This is a genomic window from Georgenia halophila (assembly GCF_039541595.1).
Genome location: NZ_BAABGN010000004.1, coordinates 70,818 through 92,551 on the forward strand (window position 1 = coordinate 70,818; position 21,734 = coordinate 92,551).

Annotated in this window: 16 protein-coding genes; 7 read left to right on the forward strand and 9 right to left on the reverse strand. The window is 72.4% G+C overall.

Annotation, left to right across the window (positions count from 1 at the left end):
* Positions 1-120 precede the first annotated feature (120 nt).
* Positions 121-2,715, reverse strand: coding sequence for an alpha-glucan family phosphorylase (gene glgP / locus ABD907_RS05815; RefSeq protein ID WP_345214813.1), 2,595 nt, complete (start codon positions 2,713-2,715; stop codon positions 121-123).
* 119 nt (positions 2,716-2,834) lie between these two features.
* Between glgP and ABD907_RS05820 the strand changes: the two genes are divergently transcribed.
* The 4 genes from ABD907_RS05820 (at position 2,835) to glgB (ending at position 10,726) form a co-directional block, all read left to right on the forward strand.
* Complete coding sequence (locus ABD907_RS05820; RefSeq protein ID WP_425555654.1) at positions 2,835-4,910, forward strand: alpha-1,4-glucan--maltose-1-phosphate maltosyltransferase; 2,076 nt, start codon at positions 2,835-2,837, stop codon at positions 4,908-4,910.
* Entirely contained in the window at positions 4,907-6,937 is a 2,031-nt protein-coding gene (gene treS, locus ABD907_RS05825) for a maltose alpha-D-glucosyltransferase (RefSeq protein WP_425555655.1), read from the forward strand. The genes ABD907_RS05820 and treS overlap by 4 nt, the downstream gene beginning before the upstream one ends.
* Positions 6,937-8,415, forward strand: a complete 1,479-nt coding sequence (locus ABD907_RS05830; protein ID WP_345214814.1) for a maltokinase N-terminal cap-like domain-containing protein — start codon at positions 6,937-6,939, stop codon at positions 8,413-8,415. Before treS ends, ABD907_RS05830 begins: the two co-directional genes overlap by 1 nt.
* 100 nt (positions 8,416-8,515) lie before the next feature.
* Positions 8,516-10,726, forward strand: coding sequence for a 1,4-alpha-glucan branching protein GlgB (glgB, locus tag ABD907_RS05835; protein ID WP_345214815.1), 2,211 nt, complete (start codon positions 8,516-8,518; stop codon positions 10,724-10,726).
* A 63-nt stretch (positions 10,727-10,789) separates the two neighbouring features.
* Here glgB and ABD907_RS05840 read toward each other — a convergent pair whose 3' ends face one another.
* The 3 genes from ABD907_RS05840 to ABD907_RS05850 all read right to left on the reverse strand — a co-directional run bounded on the left by ABD907_RS05840 (position 10,790) and on the right by ABD907_RS05850 (position 14,155).
* Entirely contained in the window at positions 10,790-11,758 is a 969-nt protein-coding gene (locus ABD907_RS05840) for a tetratricopeptide repeat protein (protein ID WP_345214816.1), read from the reverse strand.
* Between the two features lie 127 nt (positions 11,759-11,885).
* Positions 11,886-12,899: a DUF8094 domain-containing protein gene (locus ABD907_RS05845; RefSeq protein WP_345214817.1), complete on the reverse strand. Its 1,014-nt coding sequence runs from the start codon at positions 12,897-12,899 to the stop codon at positions 11,886-11,888.
* Positions 12,896-14,155: a hypothetical protein gene (locus tag ABD907_RS05850; protein WP_345214818.1), complete on the reverse strand. Its 1,260-nt coding sequence runs from the start codon at positions 14,153-14,155 to the stop codon at positions 12,896-12,898. The genes ABD907_RS05845 and ABD907_RS05850 overlap by 4 nt, the downstream gene beginning before the upstream one ends.
* A 254-nt stretch (positions 14,156-14,409) precedes the next feature.
* Between ABD907_RS05850 and ABD907_RS05855 the strand changes: the two genes are divergently transcribed.
* A complete protein-coding gene (locus ABD907_RS05855) occupies positions 14,410-15,735 on the forward strand; it encodes a coiled-coil domain-containing protein (RefSeq protein WP_345214819.1) in 1,326 nt (441 codons plus the stop codon).
* Between the two features lie 10 nt (positions 15,736-15,745).
* On the opposite strand, the gene ABD907_RS05860 is transcribed toward ABD907_RS05855, so the two are convergent.
* Entirely contained in the window at positions 15,746-16,228 is a 483-nt protein-coding gene (locus ABD907_RS05860; RefSeq protein WP_345214820.1) for a GNAT family N-acetyltransferase, read from the reverse strand.
* Between the two features lie 116 nt (positions 16,229-16,344).
* Here ABD907_RS05860 and ABD907_RS05865 point away from each other — a divergent pair, with 116 nt between their 5' ends.
* Complete coding sequence (locus ABD907_RS05865; protein WP_345214821.1) at positions 16,345-16,776, forward strand: hypothetical protein; 432 nt, start codon at positions 16,345-16,347, stop codon at positions 16,774-16,776.
* Positions 16,777-17,000: 224 nt separating this feature from the next.
* Positions 17,001-17,240, forward strand: coding sequence for a hypothetical protein (locus ABD907_RS05870; protein WP_345214822.1), 240 nt, complete (start codon positions 17,001-17,003; stop codon positions 17,238-17,240).
* Positions 17,241-17,251: 11 nt separating this feature from the next.
* Here the strand turns inward: ABD907_RS05870 and ABD907_RS05875 are convergent, their stop codons facing one another.
* The 4 genes from ABD907_RS05875 to ABD907_RS05890 are packed head-to-tail and all read right to left on the reverse strand — an operon-like array spanning position 17,252 to position 21,592.
* Positions 17,252-18,058 (reverse strand): alpha/beta fold hydrolase, encoded by an 807-nt coding sequence (locus tag ABD907_RS05875; protein WP_345214823.1) that lies wholly within the window; start codon positions 18,056-18,058, stop codon positions 17,252-17,254.
* Positions 18,059-18,108: 50 nt separating this feature from the next.
* Positions 18,109-19,335 (reverse strand): CehA/McbA family metallohydrolase, encoded by a 1,227-nt coding sequence (locus ABD907_RS05880; protein ID WP_345214824.1) that lies wholly within the window; start codon positions 19,333-19,335, stop codon positions 18,109-18,111.
* A complete protein-coding gene (locus tag ABD907_RS05885; protein WP_345214825.1) occupies positions 19,332-20,186 on the reverse strand; it encodes a ChbG/HpnK family deacetylase in 855 nt (284 codons plus the stop codon). Before ABD907_RS05885 ends, ABD907_RS05880 begins: the two co-directional genes overlap by 4 nt.
* Positions 20,183-21,592 (reverse strand): MFS transporter, encoded by a 1,410-nt coding sequence (locus ABD907_RS05890; RefSeq protein ID WP_345214826.1) that lies wholly within the window; start codon positions 21,590-21,592, stop codon positions 20,183-20,185. The genes ABD907_RS05885 and ABD907_RS05890 overlap by 4 nt, the downstream gene beginning before the upstream one ends.
* Positions 21,593-21,734: the final 142 nt, after the last annotated feature.

The following is a 21,734-nucleotide window of genomic DNA, read 5'->3' on the forward strand; positions in this document are numbered from 1 at the left end:
ACGTCGGGCGGCGCCAGGCGTCCACTCCGCCGCCGAGCGAGCGGCATGTCACTGGTTCCGTGAGATGTCACCCGCGCGGCCAGACGTCACCCGCTCGGCCAGATGTCACCTTCGGCGGGGCTACGAGGTGGAGGTGGCCAGGCCCAGCTCGGCGGGGGCCGCCAGCAGGGGGTGGCTCGGCACGACGCGGACCGTGTAGCCGAACGGGCCGGTGCCCTCGAGCACGCGGGACACGGAGAACGCGTACCGGCCGCCCTCGTAGGACTCCTTCAGGCGCAGCGGGAAGACGCGCACCTCGGTGAGGTTGTCCTGATCGTCGACACGGCCGCCGACGACCTGGACCTCGACGTCGTCGGGACACAGGTCGTGCAGCGAGACGTACGCCGTCACCTCCACCTGGTCCCCGACGTTGACGACGTCTCCGATGCCCTCGGACTCTACGTGGTCGACGTGCACGGACGGCCAGGCGGCGCGCACCCTGGCCTTCCACGTGGCCAGCTCCTGCGCGGCACCGTGGCTCGTGCCGTCGAGAGCGCGCGAGCTCGCCGCGACCGGGGTGTACAGCTCGGTGACGTACTCCTTGACCATGCGGGTCGCCTGCACCTTGGGGCCGAGGGTGCCCAGGGTGTGCCGGACCATCTCCATCCAGTGCCGCGGGACGCCGGCCTCGTCGCGCTCGTAGAAGCGCGGGACCACGGTGTTCTCGAGCAGGTCGTACAGCGCTGCCGCCTCGAGCCGGTCACGCTCGGTCTGGTCGTGGACGCCGTCGGCGGTGGGGATGGCCCAGCCGTTGCGCCCGTCGTACCACTCGTCCCACCAGCCGTCGAGGATCGAGAGGTTGAGGCCGCCGTTGAGCGCACACTTCATCCCCGACGTCCCCGACGCCTCCAGCGGACGCAACGGGTTGTTGAGCCAGACGTCACAGCCCGGCATGAGGCTCTGCGCCATCGCGATGTCGTAGTTCGGCAGGAAGACGATCCGGTCGCGCACGCGAGCGTCGTCGGCGAACTGCACGAGCCGCTGGATGAGCCCCGTGCCCTGCTCGTCGTCGGGGTGGGACTTGCCCGCGACCACGATCTGGATGGGCCGTTCCGGGTCCGTGAGGAGCCTCGTGAGCCGCTCGGGCTCGGAGAGCATGAGGGTCAGCCGCTTGTATGTCGGGACGCGGCGGGCGAAGCCGATGGTCAGGGCGTCCGGGTCGAGGACGTCGTCGGTCCAGCCGACCTCGGCCGGCGAGGCACCTCGGTCCAGCCAGGACCTGCGCACCCGGGCTCGGGCCTCGACGACGAGCTTCTCCCGGAGCCTGGCGCGCATGGCCCACAGCTCCTCGTCGGAGATCCCACCCTCCTCCGGCTGCAGCAGGAAGCCCTCGCCGGAGGTGATCTGCTCGGGACTCAGGCGCTCGCTGACCAGATCCGAGAACGACGGGTCGGTCCAGGTGGCGCCGTGGACACCGTTGGTGATCGAGGTGATCGGCACCTCGCTGACGTCGAAACCGGGCCAGAGCTGGTGGAACATCCCGCGGGAGACCTTGCCGTGCAGCTGTGCCACGCCGTTGGCCCGGCGGGCGGCCCGCAGGCCCATGATCGCCATGTTGAACACGGCCGGGTTGCCGCCCTCGAACTCCTCGGAGCCGAGCGCCAGCACCCGCTCCAGCGGAACGCCGTCGATCTCGGCGCCGCCGCCGAAGTACTCGGAGACCAGGTCGGTGCCGTAGCGACTGATGCCCGCGGGCACCGGCGTGTGCGTGGTGAAGACCGTGCCGGCCTTGACCGCCTCGAGCGCGGCCTCGAACGTCAGGCCCGCGTCCTGGACGAGCTCGCGGATCCGTTCGACCGACAGGAACCCCGCGTGCCCCTCGTTGCAGTGGTAGACCTGCGGCGCCGGGGTGGCGGTGATGCGGCAGTACTCCCGCACTGCCTTGACGCCGCCCATGCCGAGGAGGAGCTCCTGCCGGAGCCGGTGGTCGGCGCTGCCGCCGTAGAGCCGGTCGGTGACCCGCCGTGAGACGTCGTCGTTCTCGGCGATGTTGGAGTCCAGGAGCAGCAGCGGCACGCGGCCGACCTGCGCCACCCAGATCTGGGCGTGCAGCGTGCGCCCGGCGGGCAGCGCGAGGGAGACCCGTGCCGGGGTGGCGTCCTGTTCCCGCAGCAGGGTCAGCGGCAGGTTGTCGGGGTCGAGCAGCGGGTAGGTCTCGTGCTGCCAACCGTCCCGGGTCAGCGACTGCTTGAAGTAGCCGGCGCCGTACAGCAGCCCGACGCCGACGATGGGGACCCCGAGGTCGGAGGCCGACTTGAGGTGGTCGCCGGCGAGGATGCCGAGGCCGCCGGAGTACTGGGGCAGGACCGCGGTGACGCCGTACTCGGCCGAGAAGTAGGCGATGGTGTCCGGCTTGTCGGCGTGCTGCCCGTCCCCGTCCAGCTGCTGGTACCAGCGCGGCTCCGTCAGGTAGGTCCGCAGGTCGGCGTCGAGGCGCTCGACCTCACCCACCAGGCCCGGGTCCTGCGCCAGCTGCTCGAGCCGCTGCGGGCTCAGCGAACCGAGCAGCTCGACCGGGTCGCCGTGCACCCGCTCCCACAGCTCGGGGTCGAGCGAGGCGAACAGGTCCCGCGTCGGGGTGTGCCACGACCAGCGCAGGTTCAGCGCCAGCGTGTCGAGCGGGGCCAGCCTCTCGGGCAGAACGTTGCGGACGGTGAATCGGCGGATGGCTCTCACTCGAGCGAGTCTAGAGGCGCGCCCGGCGTGCCTCTTCCTCGTCCACGGATGCCTGGCGAGCCGGTCCCGCGACCCTCGAGAGACTGCAGCTCCCGCCCCGACCTGGTTAGGTTCTTCGTGTGACCTTCAGACGCGACCCCGCCCCCGCGCACGAGACCGTGTCACCGACACCGCGCCCGGCGCCGTTCGCACCCGTCGGACGGATCCCCGTGGTCGAGGTGTCACCCGTCGTCGAGGACGGCCGCTGGCCGGCCAAGGGAACCGTCGGCGAGGCGTTCCCCGTCCGCGCCACGGTCTTCCGGGAGGGGCACGACGCCGTCGCCGCCACCGCCGTCCTCGTGGCCCCGGACGGCACCGACCACTCCTCGGCCCCGATGGCGGACATCGCCCCGGGGCTGGACCGGTACGAGGCCTGGCTGTGCCCGGACGCGCCCGGCGCGTGGGCGTTCCGCGTGGAGGGCTGGTCCGACCCTTACGGCACCTGGTCCCACGACGCGGCCATCAAGGTGGCCGCCGAGGTGGACACCGAGCTCATGCTCGCCGAGGGCGCGATCGTCATCGAACGAGCGCTGCGCGGGCCGTCCGCTCCCCCCATGCCCGAGGAGGCGGCACAGATCCTGGCCGACGCCGTGCAGGCGCTGCGGGACACCAACCGGCCCGCACCGGCCCGGCTCGCCGCGGCCACCAGCACCGAGGTCCGCGGCGTGCTCGCCGCCCACCCGTTGCGTGAGCACGTCTCGCCGTCGGCCACCTACCCGCTCGCGGTGGACCGCGAACGCGCGCTGTACGGCTCCTGGTACGAGATCTTCCCGCGCTCCGAGGGCGCCCACCGCGACCCGGAGACGGGCGAGTGGAGCACCGGGACGCTGCGCACGGCCGCCGAGCGGCTCCCGGCCATCGCGGACATGGGCTTCGACGTCGTCTACCTCACGCCGGTCCACCCGATCGGTACGACGAACCGTAAGGGCCGCAACAACACGCTCGAGGCGGGCCCGGACGACCCGGGCTCGCCGTACGGCATCGGCGGGCCCGAGGGCGGGCACGACGCCATCCATCCCGAGCTGGGTACGTTCGAGGACTTCGACGCGTTCGTGGCCAGGGCTCGCGAGCTGGGGATGGAGGTGGCCCTGGACGTCGCGCTGCAGACCTCCCCCGACCACCCGTGGGTGAGCGAGCACCCGGAGTGGTTCACCACCCGGGCGGACGGTTCGATCGCGTACGCCGAGAACCCGCCGAAGAAGTACCAGGACATCTACCCGTTGAACTTCGACAACGACCCGGAGGGCATCTACGTCGCCGTCCGCGACGTCCTCCAGGTGTGGGTCGACCACGGCGTGACGGCCTTCCGCGTCGACAACCCGCACACCAAGCCCCTGAACTTCTGGCAGCGCCTGCTCACCGATTTCCGCGAGCGCCACCCGGACGTGCTCTTCCTCTCCGAGGCCTTCACCCGGCCGGCGATGATGCGCACCCTGGGCGCGATCGGCTTCCACCAGTCGTACACGTACTTCACGTGGCGCACGACCAAGGAGGAGGTCGGCGAGTACCTCACCGAGCTCGCCACCGAGACCGACGCGCACCTGCGCCCGAGCTTCTGGCCGACGACGCACGACATCCTGACGCCCTACATGCAGCAGGGCGGCCGGGCGGCCTTCGCGATCCGCGCCGTCCTGGCCGCCACCGGCTCACCCTCCTGGGGCGTCTACGCCGGGTACGAGCTCGTCGAGAACGTCGCCCGCCCCGGTGCCGAGGAGCAGATCGACAACGAGAAGTACGAGTACAAGGAGCGCGACTGGTCGCGTGCGGCTCAGCTCGGCATCGCGGACCTGCTGCGCACCCTCAACCGGGTGCGCCGCGAGCACCCGGCGCTGCAACGGCTGCGGAACGTCCACGTCCACCCGACCACCGACGACGCCATCCTCTGCTTCTCGAAACGCGTCCTGCCCGAGCACTGCCCGAACGGCGTCGAGGACACAGTCATCGTCGTGGTCAACCTCGACCCGTACACCACCCGGGACGGGCTGGTGCACCTCGACCTGAGCGCGCTCGGCCTGACGGAGGGCGGCGCGGACGTGCCGGTCATGGAGGTCCACGACGAACTGAGCGGCGAGACGTACTACTGGGGTGGCCATCCCTACGTCCGGCTCGACCCGCACGGCGTCTGTGCGCACGTGCTGTCCGTGAGGGCCCTGTGAGTACCGTGCACCCGCCGTCGGGGGCGGCACCGGAGCCACCGGCGGGCGCCCTGCCGCCGCGCGTCGAGCCGGTCAGACACCTCGGCGCGGACCACCCGGGCATCGGTGAGGACCCCGACTGGTACCGCACCGCGGTGTTCTACGAGGTGCTGCTGCGCGCCTTCCACGACTCCGACGGCTCCGGCATCGGCGACCTGCGCGGGCTGATCGACCGGCTCGACTACCTGCAGTGGCTGGGCATCGACTGCCTCTGGGTGCCGCCCTTCTACCCCTCCCCGCTCCGCGACGGCGGCTACGACGTCTCCGACTACACCTCGGTGGACGAGAAGTACGGCACGCTCGAGGACTTCACCGAGCTGATGGAGGAGGCGCACGCCCGGGGCATCCGGATCATCGTCGATCTGGTGATGAACCACACCTCGGACCAGCACCCCTGGTTCCAGGCGTCCCGGTTCAACCCGGACGGCCCGTACGGCGACTTCTACGTCTGGTCCGACACCACGGAGCTCTACCAGGACGCCCGCATCATCTTCGTCGACACCGAGACGTCCAACTGGGCCTTCGACCCGGTGCGGCGGCAGTACTACTGGCACCGGTTCTTCTCGCACCAGCCCGACCTGAACTTCGAGAACCCAGACGTGCGCGAGGCGATGTATGAGGTCGTCCGGTTCTGGTGCCGCGCGGGGGTGGACGGCTTCCGGCTCGACGCCGTGCCGTACCTCTTCGAGGAGGAGGGCACCAACTGCGAGAACCTGCCGCGCACCCACGCCTTCCTCGCGGACCTCCGCGCGATGATGGAGCGGGAGTTCCCCGGCACGATCATGCTGGCCGAGGCCAACCAGTGGCCCGAGGAGGTCGTGGAGTACTACGGCACCGAGGACCGTCCCGAGTGCCACATGTGCTTCCACTTCCCCGTCATGCCGCGGCTCTACTACGCGTTGCGCGAGCAGCGGGCCAGCGCCGTGCGCGAGATCCTCGCCGACACTCCCGACATCCCGGCCGGGGCGCAGTGGGGCACGTTCCTGCGCAACCACGACGAGCTGACGCTGGAGATGGTCTCCACCGAGGAGCGCGCCGCCATGTACGGCTGGTACGCCGAGGACCCGCGCATGCGCGCCAACGTCGGCATCCGCCGTCGTCTCGCGCCGCTGCTGGGCAACTCGCGGGCGGAGATCGAGCTCGCCCACGCCATGCTGCTGTCCCTGCCGGGCACGCCGACCCTGTACTACGGGGACGAGATCGGCATGGGCGACAACATCTGGCTGCCCGACCGCGACGCCGTGCGTACGCCCATGCAGTGGACGCCGGACCGCAACTCCGGCTTCTCCACCTCCGACCCGGGGAAGCTGTACCTGCCCGTCGTGCAGTCGCTGGTCAACCACTACGCGGCGATCAACGTCGAGGCCCAGCTGGCCCAGCCGACGTCGCTGCTGCACTGGGTGCGCGGCATCCTCGACGTCCGGCGCCGTCACCCGGTCTTCGGCGACGGCGACTTCGTGCCCGTGGAGGCCGACAACGACGCCGTGCTCGCCTTCACCCGCAGCAACGACACCGAGACGATGCTGTGCCTGATGAACCTGGCGAACACCCCACGTGCGGCAACGATCCGGATACCGCGGCACGCCCGCCGCAACCTCACCGACGTCTTCGGCGGCGCCCGCTTCCCCTCGGTCGGCCGTGACGGCACGGTGTCGGTCACGCTGGGCTCGCGCGACTTCTTCTGGTTGCTCGTCTCCAGCCCCGAGGGGACCGAGGAGGCACCGCTGAGCGGCATCCCGGCGGAGGTGCTGCCCGAGGAGGAGCCGGAGGCGGCGCCGACGGGCGAGGTGCACGCGGTGAGCCCGGCACACCCGGCGCCGGACAGCCACGCCCGGCCGAGCACCTACGTCGTCCCGACGTCGTCCTCGGCGCCACGCGCACCCTCGTTCCCGACGACGTACGCCGACCCGGCCCCCGAGGTGCCGGCCGCGCCGTGGGGCCCGGACGCCGACCGGTCCGGGCCCACCCCGGAGGAGACGGAGGACTGATGGCGGCACTCGACCCACCGTTGGCGGAGCTCCTCCCCCGTTGGCTGGCGCGGCAGCGCTGGTACACCGGCAAGGGCAGCGAGCCCCGGCTGCGACAGGTCGGCGTGCTCCGGGTGCCCGGCCCCTCGGAGGGCGACCTCCCTGTCGACGGTGCTGTCGACCCCGCCGTCGACAGCGCTGCGGGCGGCCTCGTCGGCATCGAGGACCTCCTCGTCCTCGACGAGTCGCCGCGCACGCCGGTGCTGTACCAGGTGCCGCTGGCCTACCGCGACGCGCCGCTCGAGGGCGCCGCTCCGGAAGCGCTGGTGGCCACGGCCGAGCACAGCGACCTCGGCACGCTCTGGATCTACGACGCATGCCACGACCCGGCGGGCGCCGCGGCGCTGCTGCGCGCCCTCACCGAGGAGCTCGAGCTGACCGGCGAAGGCCTGCACGACGGCGGCCCGCAAGACAGCAGCCGGGCCCACGGTCACCGCACCGGCCTGCTGCCGGCCCTGCGGGTGCTCCGTGCCCGCGTGCTCGGCGGCGAGCAGTCCAACACCTCCGTCGTCATCGACACGGTCGACGCGACCACGACGGCCGAGGGCGCCGTCCGCCCCGTCATCCTCAAGGTCTTCCGCGTCCTGCACGCCGGAGACAACCCAGACGTCGAGGTCCAGCAGGCCCTGGCGCTCGCCGGGGCGGACCGTGTGCCCCAGCCGGTCGGCGACCTCCTGGGCCAGTGGCCCGGCCCCGACGGACAGCAGGTCAACGGTCACCTCGCGCTCGCCCAGGAGTTCCTGCCCGGCTCCCCGGACGCCTGGCGCGTCACCCGCGGGGCGCTGGAGCGTGGGGAGGATCCGGCGGACAGGGCACGCGCCCTCGGTGAGGCGACGGCGGAGGTCCACACCACCCTGGCCGTCGTCCTGCCGACGGCGGAACCCGACGTCGACGCCCGCGGACGGCTCATGACGTCCTGGGGCGCCCGGCAGGCCGAGGCCCTCCTCCGCGTCCCCGCCCTGCGGCAGCGTGACGACGAGATCAGGGCGGTCTTCACGGCCGCCGTGGACGCCGACTGGCCCCGGCTGCAGCGCATCCACGGCGACTACCACCTCGGCCAGGTCCTGGACGTCCCGGGCCGCGGCTGGGTGCTGCTGGATTTCGAGGGCGAGCCGCTGCGCCCGCTCGCCGAGCGGATCCTGCCGGACCTGCCCGAGCGCGACGTCGCCGGGATGCTGCGGTCCTACGACTACGCCGCCGCGTCGGTGGCCCTTGCCGGCGGCCTCGACGCCGAGACCGCGAACGCCTGGGCCACCCGTGCCCGTGAGGCGTTCCTCGACGGGTACACCCACCTGGCGCGCAGCGACCCGCGCGAGCAGCCCGCCCTGCTGCGCGCCCTCGAGCTCGACAAGGCCCTGTACGAGGTGGCCTACGAGGCGAGCAACCGGCCCGACTGGCTGCCGGTGCCGCTGCGCGGCATCGAACGGATCCTCGCGTGAGACCCGCCGCTCCTTCGGACGGGCACGCCGCCTCGCGGTCGGACATCCTCTCCACGTGCGTCGACGGCCCGCGTGGGGCAAGGATGGGAGAGTGAGCAGCATGGACGAAACTCCGGCCCCGGTCGACCCTGGCCTGCTGCACGAGGTCGCCCTCGGCCGCCACCACGACCCGCACGCCGTGCTCGGCGCGCATCCCGGCCCGGCCGGCGTCACGATCCGGACGGCACGGCACCTGGCCGACGCGGTCACCGTCGTCACGGCGGACGGCACCCACGACGCGGTGCACGAGCAGGACGGCGTATGGGTCGCCGTCGTGCCGGGTACCGAGGTGCCCGACTACCGGCTGCGCGTGACCTACGGCGAGCGCACCGTCGACACCGACGACCCGTACCGGTTCCTGCCGACCGTGGGCGAGATGGACCAGTACCTCATCGGCGAGGGCCGCCACGAGGAGCTGTGGAAGGCGCTCGGCGCCCACGTGCACCGCTACCCCAGCGCCCTCGGTGAGGTCGAGGGCGTCGGCTTCGCCGTGTGGGCGCCCGACGCACGGGCCGTTCGGGTCGTCGGCGACTTCAACTCCTGGGACGGCAGCGGCACGTCGATGCGGGTGCTGGGGTCCACCGGCGTGTGGGAGCTCTTCGTCCCTGGCATCGGCGCCGGCGAGCGCTACAAGTTCGAGATCGGGTACCGCGACGGCAGCTGGCACCAGAAGGCCGACCCGATGGCCCGGCGCACCGAGGTGCCGCCGTCGACCGCCTCCGTGGTGGACGAGTCCACGTACACGTGGGGTGACGACGCGTGGCTGTCACAGCGCGCCGCCAACGACCCGCACACCGGCCCGATGAGCCTCTACGAGGTGCACCTCGGCTCCTGGCGGCCAGGGCTGAGCTACCTCGAGCTCGCCGACGAGCTCATCGAGCACGTCCGCTCGCACAACTTCACCCACGTCGAGCTCATGCCGGTGGCCGAGCACCCGTTCGGCGGGTCCTGGGGCTACCAGGTCACCTCGTACTACGCGCCGACGAGCCGCTTCGGCACCCCCGACGAGTTCCGCCACCTGGTCGACCGGCTGCACCAGGAAGGCATCGGGGTGCTCGTCGACTGGGTGCCCGCCCACTTCCCGAAGGACGCCTGGGCGCTGGCCCGGTTCGACGGCACCGCCCTGTACGAGGACCCCGACCCGCTGCGCGGTGAGCACGAGGAGTGGGGCACGTACGTCTTCAACTTCGGTCGGCACGAGGTCCGCAACTTCCTCGTCGCCAACGCCCTGTACTGGCTCGAGGAGTTCCACATCGACGGGCTGCGCGTGGACGCGGTCGCCTCGATGCTCTATCTGGACTACTCGCGCAAGGCCGGCGAGTGGCGGCCCAACGCCCGCGGCGGCCGGGAGAACCTCGAGGCCATCAGCCTCCTGCAGGAGACCAACGCGACGGCGTACCGCAAGGTGCCGGGCATCGTCATGGTCGCCGAGGAGTCGACGGCGTTCCCGGGGGTGACGGCCCCGACGTCGGTGGGCGGCCTGGGCTTCGGCCTGAAGTGGAACATGGGGTGGATGAACGACACCCTCCGCTACCTCGCGGAGGAGCCGATCAACCGCCGCTACCACCATGGCGAGCTGACGTTCTCGCTGGTGTACGCGTTCTCGGAGCAGTTCGTGCTGCCGTTGAGCCACGACGAGGTGGTGCACGGCAAGGGTTCGCTGCTGCGGAAGCTGCCGGGCGACCGGTGGCAGCAGCTGGCCGGCGTGCGGGCGCTCCTGGCGTACCAGTGGTCGCACCCGGGCAAGCAGCTGCTGTTCATGGGTCAGGAGTTCGCTCAGGAGGCCGAGTGGAGCGAGGCCCGCGGGCTGGACTGGTGGCACCTGGACGACGCCGGGCACGCGGGCGTCTCCCGGCTCGTGGCGCGGCTCAACGAGATCTACCGCGCCCGGCCGGCGCTCTGGTCCGACGACTTCTCGCACGACGGGTTCGCCTGGATCGAGGCGGGCGACGGCGACCACAACATGCTCAGCTACCTGAGGCGGCAGAAGCCCGTCGACGACGGAGGTAGCGGCAGTGGCAGCGCGCCGGACGTGGTCGCCTGCGCCGTCAACTTCGCCGGCTCCCCGCACGAGGACTACCGGATCGGCCTGCCGCAGAGCGGGACCTGGCTGGAGGCCCTCAACACCGACGCCGAGGAGTACGGCGGTTCCGGCGTCGGGAATCTCGGCCGGGTCGTGGCCGAGGACTCACCGTGGCACGGTTATCCCGCGTCGGCGACCCTGCGGGTGCCGCCCATGGGGGCCGTCTGGCTGGTCCCCGAGCACCCGTAACCCGCCCGAGTACCCCGTAACCCGCCGAGGACATCGCCGGGACGGCTTGGTACAGCGCGCTGGTCAGTACAGCGCGCTGGCGAGCGCCCGGCGGGCCGGGCCGACCTCGGGATTCGTCGGTCCGGCGATCTCGAAGAGCTCGACCAGCCGCACGCGGGCCCTGTCCCGGTCCTCCCCGGCTGTGGCACCCACGACCGCGAGCAGCCGCTCGAAGGCCGCGCCGAACTGGCCGGTGGTCGCCTCGACGTCGGCGGCCGAGAGCTGGACCTCGAGGTCGCTCGGTGCCGCCTCGGCGGCGGAGGCCAGCACCTCGTCGGGGTCACGGGCCTCGACCCGGCGGATGAGCTGGACCTGCAGGAGCGCGGCGTGCGCCTCGCCGTCGGCGGGGTTCTGCTTGAGGGCCTTGGTGTAGGCCTCCTCGGCGGCGGCGAGGTCGCCGCTCTCGATGGCGGCCATCGCCTCGGCGTGCAGCGGCGGCAGCGGTGGCTCCTCGGGCTCCTGCTCGGCTCCCTCGGCAGGCTCGCCGGAGGGCTGCAGCACACCGGTCACGCCGGACTGCGCCGCGAGCTTCAGGACCTCGTCGAGGACCTGGCGGAGCTGGTCCTCGGGGTAGGCGCCCTGGAACAGCGGGACGGGACGGCCACCGACGACGGCGACCACGGTCGGCAGGGACTCCACCTGGAAGGCCCCGGCGACCTGTGCGTTGTTGTCCGCGTCGATGTTGGCGAGCTGGAACCTTCCGCCGTACTCGCGGGCCAGCTTCTCCAGCACGGGGGTGAGCTCGGCGGAGGCGGCCGAGCGCGCGGAGGTGAGATTGACCAGCACCGGCACCTGGGAGGAGCGCTGGACGAGGTCCCCGAACGTGGCCTCGGTGACGTCGATGACGAGCTCACCGGGCACGCTGGCGCCGGCGGGGGCCCCGGGCCCCGCGCCGGGCGCACCGCCGTTCCCGGCCTGGCCGGGGCGGCTCTGGGCGAGCGCCGAGAGGTCGACGGCGCCATGGAGGTTCATACCGGACGTGGGCTGGCTCATCCCTGGTGGTCCCTGATCTCGGTTTCGGTTGGTCGGTCCGGGGGAAACCCTACGCCGCTCGCGGCGCGAGGGGCGCGACGTAGGGGTGCCGGCGGTGCTCGGGAGCGGCCCCAGCCTCAGAGCTCTGCTACTCCGGCGCGGCCTCGTCGTCGCGGTTGACCTCTGTGAGGACGCTCGTCGCGCCGATGGGCCTGATCGTCTCGTCCTCGGCTCCGGCCGGCGGCACGTAGAACGCCACCGTGACGTCGGAGACGCCGGAGACCGTCCCGACCACCTCGTCGTCGTCCAGGAGCGCCGCGATGTTGCCACCTGCGGTGAGCTCGCTCTCCGGGACGGTGCGGCTCATCGTCAGCGTAGAGCGCAGCTCGCCGAGGACGATGGCGCCGCCGTCGGCCGTGGCGAGCGACAGCGGGCCGTCGTCGGCGACCTCGGCCTCGACCGACGCCGAGCCGGCGGCCTCGATGGCGTCGTCCAGCTCCTGGGTGGTCGATCGCGAGGTGTCCTTGTACGGGTCGTCCGCGAAGGCGTCGGCGTGCTCGCTGTCGTTGTCGTTCAGGGTCTGGGCGTACCGGGCGACGACCTCTTCCGGCGTGGCCACGAGTCCCTCCGCATCCGGCGGCACGGCGGCGGAGCCCGTCTCCGGCCGTGCCATGGGTGGCACCTCGATGCCCGGAAAGAGGGTGACCCAGCCCCAGAGCGAGTAGGGATCGCGCGGGTTCTGCTGAGTCAGACCGAGCAGCAGCGGCAGGTTCTCACCCTCCGGGATCTCGGTGACCACCATCGCCGGTCGTGGCCAGCCCTCGGCAGCGGCGACCGCAGCGACCTGCGGGGCCGTGACGATGGGCTGCGGGGAGAAGTCACCGTCGGTGGCCCGGGCGAGCCGGTACTCGGCGGCGCGCATGTCCTGCGCGGGGCTGATGATCCGGGGGCCGAGAAGCTCGGCGTCCCTGGCCTCGTCCGCCTCGGCCAGGGTGGCGTCGATCTCGGACAGGATGTCCTCGAGCCGCGCGCTGTCCAGGGCGGGCGGCGGGGTCTCGGGGGCCGCCTCGGGCTGCGGCTGCGGCAGCTCGGTGGTGCAGCCGGCGAGGAGCCCGGCGGAGATCGCGAGGGTCAGCCCGGCGAGGGCGCGGCGTGCACTCATCGCTGCTCCTTCCCTTCGTCGTCGGCCGGGCCTTCGTCGGTGCTCGTCTCGCTGGAGGTGCCGAAGCCCCACATGGCGCGCCAGCCGGAGGCCGGTGCCGTCGGCGTGGCGTCGTCGGCGCGGGCTCCTTCGTCGGCGCCCGCAGTGCCTTCGTGAGCGGCAGTGCCTTCATGGTCGGTACTACCTTGGTGATCGAGCTCGGCCTGGCATCGCGCGTCGTCGGAGGCATCGCCGTCCGACCGTTGGTCGGGGTCCCGTGCGGTCCGGAGCTCGGCGGCACGCGGAGACGCCGGCAGGATGCCGGCGCCTCGAGCGGTGCCGGCCTCGTCGACCGCCCGGGTCGTCGTGTCCGTCGTCGAGGTGTCGTCCAGCGCCGCGGCGGCCGTCGCCTCGGGTGAGGCGTCACGGCGGCTACGGCGGCTGCGGCGGCCGTGCTCGCGCCGGGTGTCTTCGGAGCCGACGGCGGTGATCACGGCGGTCTCGTCGGCGCGGGCGTCCACGGTCGCGGCCCTGCGGCTGACCCGTCGGTCGGCGCGGATCTGGAGGATGAGCAGCCCGATGCCCAAGAGCATCAGTACAGCACCCGCGATGATGCCCGGCACGAGCCACGGCGTGCGTACCTCGACCGGCCAGGTGAGGGAGACCTCGGGGGCGGGGCCCGCGCCGTCGGTTGCGGCGAGCAGGCTCCAACGGCCCTCCTGGTCGGTCCACTGCATCTCGGCGGATCCCGTGCCGGTCTGCTCGGCGACCCAGAGGTCGGAGCCGGCGGGGTTCGGGACGGTCGTCTCCCCTTCGGAAGACTCCCCTTCGCCGTCGTTCCCGGTTGACTCCTCGGTGGACCCCTCCGTCGGCGAGGTTGCCTCCGTAGCCTGTTCGGTGCCCTCGCCGGTCGGGCTGGCCTCGTCCGTGGCTTCGGGGCTCTCGGCGCCCGAAGTGCCCACCTCGAGCTGTTCCCAAGAGGCCAGGCCGGTGATGCGCTGGTGCGCGGCCTCGCCGACCCAGGCGTCGACGTCGGCGCTCCGGCCGATGGCCAGGGTCACGGGCTGGTCGTCACCCGCCGTCGCGCGGATGGTGACCTCGGGCGCCACGGCGTCGAGCACGCCCGGGTCGGAGACGACCACGGGAGCGTCCGGACGGGAGGGCAGCGAGAGCGTTGCAGTGTCCGTCGGGCGCCAGATGGTCGCGGAGGCGATCGCCGCCAGGACGGCGACGAGCCCCAGGACGATCAGCGCGACGGAGATGATCCGTCGTGTCACGTGAGTGGGTGTCCTCCCGTCGGGATGCCCGAAACGGCATCGTCAGCACGTCACAATACGTATCTCGATCAAGCGGTGTGCCCCGTCGTGCGCCATTTCACTCCGGTGCTGGGGCGCCTCACAAGGGTAGCCGGACCAGCGTCGACGCTGTCTGGACGGCACCTGGACGCCGTCTGGGACGTGTCACCGTTTCTGCTGGCACCGCGGGCCGACTACGGTTTGTCGAGGTAACACGAGCGTCAGGAGCCCCGGAGATGAACCAGCCCGCCGACCACGACGACCGCCCGGCCTTCCCGGTGGTCATCCGCGGGTACGACCGCGCCCAGGTGGACCAGCGACTGCACGCCCTCGAGACAGCCCTTGCGGACGCCCGGAACAAGGTGGGTGCGCTCGACGCGCGCCTCCTGAAGGTCTCGGGCGAGCTCTCGGAGGCGCAGCTGCACCTGAAGGAGAACGAGCGGCCCAGCTACGCGGGTCTCGGTTCGCGCGTCGAGCGGTTGCTGCGCTCGGCCGAGGAGCAGGCCTTCGACGTCGTCTCGCGTGCGAACGCCGACGCCGAGCGGATCGTGACACGAGCGGAGCAGGCCGCCCGTTCGCTGACGCAGCAGGCGGAGCAGGAGGCCGGGACGCTGCTCGCCGACGCGCGCCGCGAGGCCGAGCAGGTCACCCGGACCGCCAACGAGACAGCACAGACCAGCGAGGACAACGCACGGCGCCGCGCGGAGGAACTTGTCGGTTCGGCGGAGCGAGAGGCCGAGCGCCTGCGCATCGGGATCGAGACCGAGGTGTCGGAGAAGCGGGCCGGGGTCGAGCGGGAGGTCGGGCTCGCCCGGGCGCTGGCCGAGAAGGAGGTCGCCGAGCTGCGGCTGCGCACGGAGAACGAGGTCGTCCAGCTGCGCGCCGAGGCGGAGCAGGCGGCCAAGGAGGCTCACGACGAGGCGGTCGCGAAGACGGCCGCGGTCGTCCAGGACACCGAGCGTCGGGCCGGGGAGGCCGAACGGCGCCTCGCCGAGGCCGTCGAGCGCACCGAGAAGATGGTGCTCGAGGCGGACCGGGCGGCCCGGACCCGGCGCGAGGAGGCGGAGTCCGAGGCCGCGCGCACCCTCAATGACGCCCGCGGCGAGGCCGCACGTCTGCGGACCGAGGCCGAGTCGGCCGCCGACTCGGCCCGGGCCACCGCGGCCCGGCAGGTGGAGGAGCTGACCAAGCAGCGCGAGTCGATCTCGTCCTACCTGGACGACATGCGGACCCTGCTCGCGAACCGGGAGGGCGAGACGCCGCCGCCCGCGCCACCGGCCGATGACCTTCCGGTCTCGTCCGGGGCCGGGGTGGACGGGCCGGTCAACACTGCGACCGCTGCGGAGGACGAGTCGACCGCACCCGGCCCGGTCTCAGCCGAGGTGGCCTCGGCCGAACCGACCTCACCAGCGCCGAAGGGTCAGGCGACCCCCGCGGAGCCCGAGCGCGCAGGCTCCGCCGAGCCGACGTCGAAGCCTGCGGGCGACGACGGCGAGCACCAGAGGTCCGACGCCGGCGAGGGCACCGCACCCACGGACGAGGCCCCGCGACCCAAGCGCTGAGGCCGAGCCGTCACCGGAGCATGCGGACCTCGGTGAGGTGACCGTCGACGGCCGGGCGCCGGGCGCCATCGAGCTCGAATCCGTGCTGCCGATAGAAGCCGATCGCTTCCTCGCTGTCCTCGACCACCCACAGCAGGCAGGGCGCGTCCCCGACTGCGAGCTCGAGCAGGTGGGTGCCTGTACGCCTGCCGTGCTCGGCGGCGAGCACGAAGAGGTACTTCAGCTCGAGCGAGCGGATCTTGCCGGCGCCGGTAGCCACCGCCTGGGCGACCCCCACCGCCTCGCCGTCACGCTCGGCGAGCCACGTGGCGGGGCCGTCCGGGTCGGCCAGCGTGGCCTCCCACTCCCCCGGCCAACGCACCGCCCGATCCGTGTAGACCTCCTCCGGAACACGGTCACCGAAGGTCTCGCGCCAGGCCTGGAGGTGCACCGCGGCCACCGCGGCGGTGTCGAGCACGGTGGCAGGGCGGATCGGGGCGTTCCTGGTCGGCATACGCCCAGCCTAGATCGGCCATCACGGGGCACTCGACCGTGGTGGGCTGCCTGACCGGCTGCCACGTTTCCCGACGCAGCGGTTCAGGGTCGGCCGGACGGCCGTAGGCTGGCAGCGTGAACGGTACGCAGTCCTGGGCGGAGCGGCGCCGGGAGGACGCCGCGGCAAAGGCCGAGCTGCTGGATCGCCGGCGCCGGGCCGAGAACGAGCGTGCGCGCGCCATGCTGACCGCCTTCGTCGCCGCCGCGGAACGGTCCGGGCCCGAACCGGAACCCCTGCGGCTGCAGGACTACAACGGTCGTGGCACGGCCCGGACCGACGTCAGCGGCTGGTACCTGCGCCGCGACCGCACCGTGGCGGTCGGTACCGACGGTCAGTTCTACATCCTCACCGGCAAGCTGAGCCTGGCGGACCGGCTCCGCGGCGCCGAGGTCGCACCGTCGGATCCCCCGCTGGTGATCGGTGCCTCCGGCAAGGACGGCGACTCGATCGCGCTCGACGTCGCGCTCGATCGGGTGCAGCCGGCCTGGCGCAGCTCCACGGGCTGAGGGCCCGCAGTACGCAGGCGCGCTGCCCGAGATCCGCACGTCCACGAATCCAAAGACCGCACGCCCACCTACCTCCGGACGGAACCGGTCGCGGCTGTGGACGGCTCAGCTCTGTCGGTGTAGGAAGGACAGGTCGAGCAAGGGCCCCGGCCGGATGCTCGACGGCCGCTCGTCCGTCAGCTGACGAACACGAACGGCCCTATCCCGAGGAGGTGGCGAGCTCGATGTTCGCACTGAACGCGACCGAGGTCATGGTGGTCGTCCTCTGGATTCTCGGAGTCGCCGCCGCTCTTGCTGCGTGGCCCATGACGTCGAACCTTCTGCAGCGCATCGCCCTGATATTCGTGGCGATCGCCGTGCCCGTCGTCGGGTCCGCCGCGGTGATGGCCATCGTCCTCGTCATGGGCCTGCGCGGTCGTGGGCGGCGCCATCCTGCCGGTCCGCGAACGTCGGTGTCGCCCTGAGTCTCAGCCGTTCAGCGGCAGCGCATGTACAGCGACCGCAGCGCCGTCGCCACCTCGCGGGGCTCCTCCACCGCGCTGAGATGACCGGCGCGCGGGACGACGACGAGCTCGCCGTCGTGCAGGGCGTGCTCCATCGCCTCGGCGTCGTCCATGCTGCTGCTGGCATCGTCGGTTCCGCGTAGCACCAGGCCGGGCACCTCGAGACGCTCGAGAACCGCCAGCCGATCGGGTCGGGCCGCCATGGCCCGCTGCGCCCACGAGACGCCGTTCGGAGGGGCCGTGGCCAACCAGTCCCTGACCGTCGCGACGACGTCCGGACGCTCGCGGTGCGTTCTCGGGCTGAGCACCGCGTCGACCATGGGTGCCACGGCGCGAGAACCCATCGCTCCCACGGCCTGATCGGCGACGCGGATGCGGTTCGCCCGCGCCTCCGGCCCGTCCGTACCCGCCTTGGTGTCGAGTAGCCCGATCCCGGCGAGCAGGCCGGGGTGGCGTTCCGCCACCTCGAGGGCGGCGTACCCGCCCATGGACAGGCCGGCCACCACGGCGCGGTCGACGCCGGCGTCGGTGAGCGTCAGGGCGATCGCCTCGGCGTAGGTCTTCAGCGACGGCGCCACGGGACAGCCCAGCTCGTCGGCGAGCTCGCGGGGCGACGGCGAGTCACCGAAGCCGGGCGCGTCGAGCGTCACGACGCGGATGTCGTCGAGCTCGCTGATGACGTCCTGCCACATGCGGGAGTCGAGCGGGAAGGCGTGCAGCAGGACCAGTGGAAGCCCGTCGGAGGGTCCAAATGTCTCCAGCGACAACCGCACACTCATGCGACGAGGATGGCACGGCCTGCAGCAGTATGCACGGGGCTGCGGCGTGCTCAGGGCGAGACCGCGAGGATCTCGCCACCCGGCGACTCGAGGCGGAACGGGCCGGTGCCGGCACGTTCGGCGGGCAGGACCACCCGGTCGCCGTGGAGCAGGCGACGCCGACCCTCCATGTCGCCCAGGACGGTGCCCGCGGCCGCGAGCGCCACCAGGTCGTCGCCGATGCGCACGAGGGCCGGCGCGTCCGGGCTCGGGAGCCTGGTGATGGCCGTGCGGCCGGCGTGCAGCCCGTCGAGGAGCGCGTCCGGGCTGCGGTCCTCCGCCGCGACCCAGGTGACGGGCGTCCCCGGCAGGTACCCGTGCCGCGGGTGATGGTAGTCGCTGCCCCCGAGCAGGATCGCGTCGTCCCGCCAGCGCGAGAGGAGGGTCCACGGCGCGGTCGCGGTGGACTCGCGTAGCCAGGTCACGTGCCACAGCTCGATCGCCCGGGGAAGCGTTGCGAGGGGGTGCTGCCACGCCCACTCCTCCTGGAGGGGATGGCAGACGCTCAGCACGCCGCCGCGGTCCGCCACCTCCGAGACGAAGCGGTCGGGATGCTCACGGAAGTCGATCCAGCCGATGTCGCCGAACGCGTTCGCGTGCCCCCGCGACGTCGTGACCTCCTGCCCGGGCAGGAGGGTGATGTCGTGCGCTGCCCCGACGTCGGCGAGCAGCGGGTGGTGGGAGACGGTGTTGTGTTCGGTGACGGCGAGGAAATCGAGGCCGTTGCGGACTGCGAGCGCGGCGAGCTCGCCGAGCGACTGCTCGCCGTCGGAGTGGGTCGAGTGGGCGTGGAAGTCGCCCGCGAACCAGGTGAGCCCGTCGGGCGCAGGCAGGGCCCGTGCACTCGCTCGTGGAGTGGCCGGCTGGCGCCGGCCGGCCGGCTCGGGCGGCACCTGTGAGGTCGCCGGCGTCTCGATCGTGACCCGCACCTCGATCGGCTCGACCGGCAGCCGGTACAGCCCGAGCTGGACGTGCCACTCCCCCGGCTCGAGCGGCCCGGGCACGTATCCCGGGGTGGCGGCGGCGGGGCGGATGACGAAGCCCTCGCGGGCCCCGCCGGACCAGCCGCGCCAGCCGTCCGGGCCGGCGCAACCGAGGTCGACGACGGCGCGCTCGCGGTCGTACTCCAGCGTCACCTCGACGCTCTGCTCGCCGTCGACCTCGAACGGCACCGTGCGCAGGTCCTCGGCGAGGAGATCGTCGAGGCCGAACCGCAGGGCGCGGACCAGCCGGGTCACGACCACCACCCACCCACGAGCTCGATGCCGGAGCGGTCCAGGGTCTCGCGCCACACGGGGTCACGCAGCAGTCGCGCTTCCCAGGCGCGTAGCCGGTCAGGCGTGCCTTCGTCGCGACCGTCGGCGGCCGTGCGGCGGTCGTCGGCAGGGTGCAGGAACAGCTCGCTGACTCCTTCCGGGAGGGTCTCGAGGCGGGCGAGCAGGTCGGTGCAGAGGGTCTCGTAGGAACCCAGGTCCTGCGCCGCGCGCCGGTTCGTGAGGATGACGTCGGGAAGGCGCACGCCGAGGTCGTCAGCGAGGGCCACGGCCGCGGCATGCCGCTCGGCGAGCTCGGGCGGAAGGCGGCCCATGTAGGGCTCGGCATCGCGGGGCAGCCGGAACGCGAGCTGGTTCCGTGCACACCAGGCGAGGGTCTCGGCCAGCCAAGAGCCGTCGGAGCGTCCGTGCAACCCGTAGAGGGTGCCGGCGTGCGAGTCCGCGGCGGCCGGCCGAAGGTCGTGCGCGTGCATCCAGCCCAGTTGCGCCTCCAGCTCGGCGACGACGTCGGCCGTCTGCGCCCGCTCGGCGAGGACGTGCGGGTCGTCGGTGAGGGCGCCGTCCGGGCCCGTGAGGCTCGAGACGCCGCTGAGCGCTCGCCAGGGCGGGCGCCCGCGCTCGCTCGTCAGGGTCAGGTGCAGCCGCGGCTGGACGTCCAGCTCCCGTGCGCGACGTGCCGCGACGCCCGCGTGCGGCGAGACGGGGATGAGTGTGGTCGCCGTGACGCTGGAGTCGCCGAGGAGGTCGAGGACGACGACGTCGCTAGCCGGGTCCCGCGCGAGGTCGTCGGCCGTGATGACCAGCTGGCGCGTCATCGACCCGTCTTCTCGACGGCGGCCGCCGCGGTGCCGCCCAAGGCTTGGTCCGCCGTCGGCTCGGGTACGGAGACGAGCCGGGAGGCGACGGCACCGATCGTGGTGAGGACGAACGGATAGACGCACAGGTACATGCGGAACGCGAGACCTGGGTCCTGGCCGGGGTCGTCGCCCGAGTTGTAGCCGAAGAAGACTCCGAGCGAGGTCAGGGCCAGGCCGGTGATGACGCCGTTCAGACGTCCGAAGAAGCCGAACGCCGAGAGGAACAGCCCCTCGCGGTGCTCACCGTGCGTCGAGGCATCGGCGTCGAGAACACGCGCGACGATGAGGTCGTTGGTGGCCAGCATTCCTGACCAACCGATGCCGACGAGAGCGCCGGCCAGCATCGCGGGGACCAGTCCGGTGGCGAGGAAGAGCCCGGCGAAGCTGACGGCGAGGATCGCGTACGCCACGCGCCAGGTCCACAGCGCGCCGCGCCGAGCGACGATGCGGGTCCACACGGCGAGCCCGCCGGCCGCGACGAGGATGACGACGGCCTGCAGGAACAGTGCGTCGGCGACCGGCAGGCCGAGCGAGTAGCGCACGTACAGCTGGACGCCGGACAGGACCAGGGCCATCGCGACGCCGTAGCAGGCCCCGACCAGGCCGACCTTCCAGAACAGCGGGTTGCGCACGATGGCTGCGACGCCGGACAGGAGCGCAGGACGACGGTCGGCCGCATAGCGCGGGTTCTCGCGGACACCGACCGCCATGTAGACGATGACGATGCAGGCCACGGCGGCGTAGAGGATTGCCGTCGTCGCGAAGCCGCCCGTCGTCTCCTCGGTGCCGAACACCTGGGTGGTGAGCAGCGGGGTCACGGCCAGAGAGATGACGAGCGCGACCAGCTGGAAGCCCTGCCGCAGGCCGTTGGCGACGGCACGCTGCCGCTCGCGCGGGAACAGCTCGGGCAGCAGGGCGCCGTAGTTCGCGTTGAGGACGGAGTCGAACGCCTCGGTCAGAATCGCGAACACGGCGAACCAGAGCACGAGCGCGACGCCGTCCAGGCCGGCGGGCGCGGAGAAGAGCGCGATCATGCTCGCCGCGAGCAGGGGTGCACCGACGACGAGCCACGGCCGGCGCCGGCCGAACCGGGTCCGGGTGCGGTCGGAGAGATAGCCGAGGATCGGGTTGTCGATCGCGTCGATGATCGCGTAGATCGTCATGACGACGCCGTACGCGCGCACGTCGAGGCCGAGGATGTCGACGTAGTAGAGAATCACCGATCCCTTGACCATGTTGATCGGGATCGAGGTGCCGAACATGCCGATCGCGTACCGCCACGGTGGCGTGCGGGCGGCGGTGCCGTCGGAAGCGTGACCGGGACCATCGTCGGAAGCAGCTGTGGGTGCGGCGTGGCTGCTCACCGTCCGCTCCTCTCCGACGATCGCCGCGCGCACGTCGGACTGCGTCCGCGGGACGCGGCCGACCGCGCCGACCGCCCGACGACCGCCGTGGCCGTCACGCTCACACTAGGCGGGAACCGCCTGTTACGGAGCGGGAATCGCC

What these genes read in the sequence shown, in the direction of transcription:
- ABD907_RS05830 (WP_345214814.1), top strand. Translation starts at nt 6,937, where the DNA reads ATGGCGGCACTCGACCCACCGTTGGCGGAGCTCCTCCCCCGTTGGCTG.
- glgB (WP_345214815.1), top strand. Translation starts at nt 8,516, where the DNA reads ATGGACGAAACTCCGGCCCCGGTCGACCCTGGCCTGCTGCACGAGGTC.
- ABD907_RS05840 (WP_345214816.1), bottom strand. Translation starts at nt 11,758, where the DNA reads ATGAGCCAGCCCACGTCCGGTATGAACCTCCATGGCGCCGTCGACCTC.
- ABD907_RS05845 (WP_345214817.1), bottom strand. Translation starts at nt 12,899, where the DNA reads ATGAGTGCACGCCGCGCCCTCGCCGGGCTGACCCTCGCGATCTCCGCC.
- ABD907_RS05855 (WP_345214819.1), top strand. Translation starts at nt 14,410, where the DNA reads ATGAACCAGCCCGCCGACCACGACGACCGCCCGGCCTTCCCGGTGGTC.
- ABD907_RS05860 (WP_345214820.1), bottom strand. Translation starts at nt 16,228, where the DNA reads ATGCCGACCAGGAACGCCCCGATCCGCCCTGCCACCGTGCTCGACACC.
- ABD907_RS05870 (WP_345214822.1), top strand. Translation starts at nt 17,001, where the DNA reads ATGTTCGCACTGAACGCGACCGAGGTCATGGTGGTCGTCCTCTGGATT.
- ABD907_RS05875 (WP_345214823.1), bottom strand. Translation starts at nt 18,058, where the DNA reads ATGAGTGTGCGGTTGTCGCTGGAGACATTTGGACCCTCCGACGGGCTT.
- ABD907_RS05885 (WP_345214825.1), bottom strand. Translation starts at nt 20,186, where the DNA reads ATGACGCGCCAGCTGGTCATCACGGCCGACGACCTCGCGCGGGACCCG.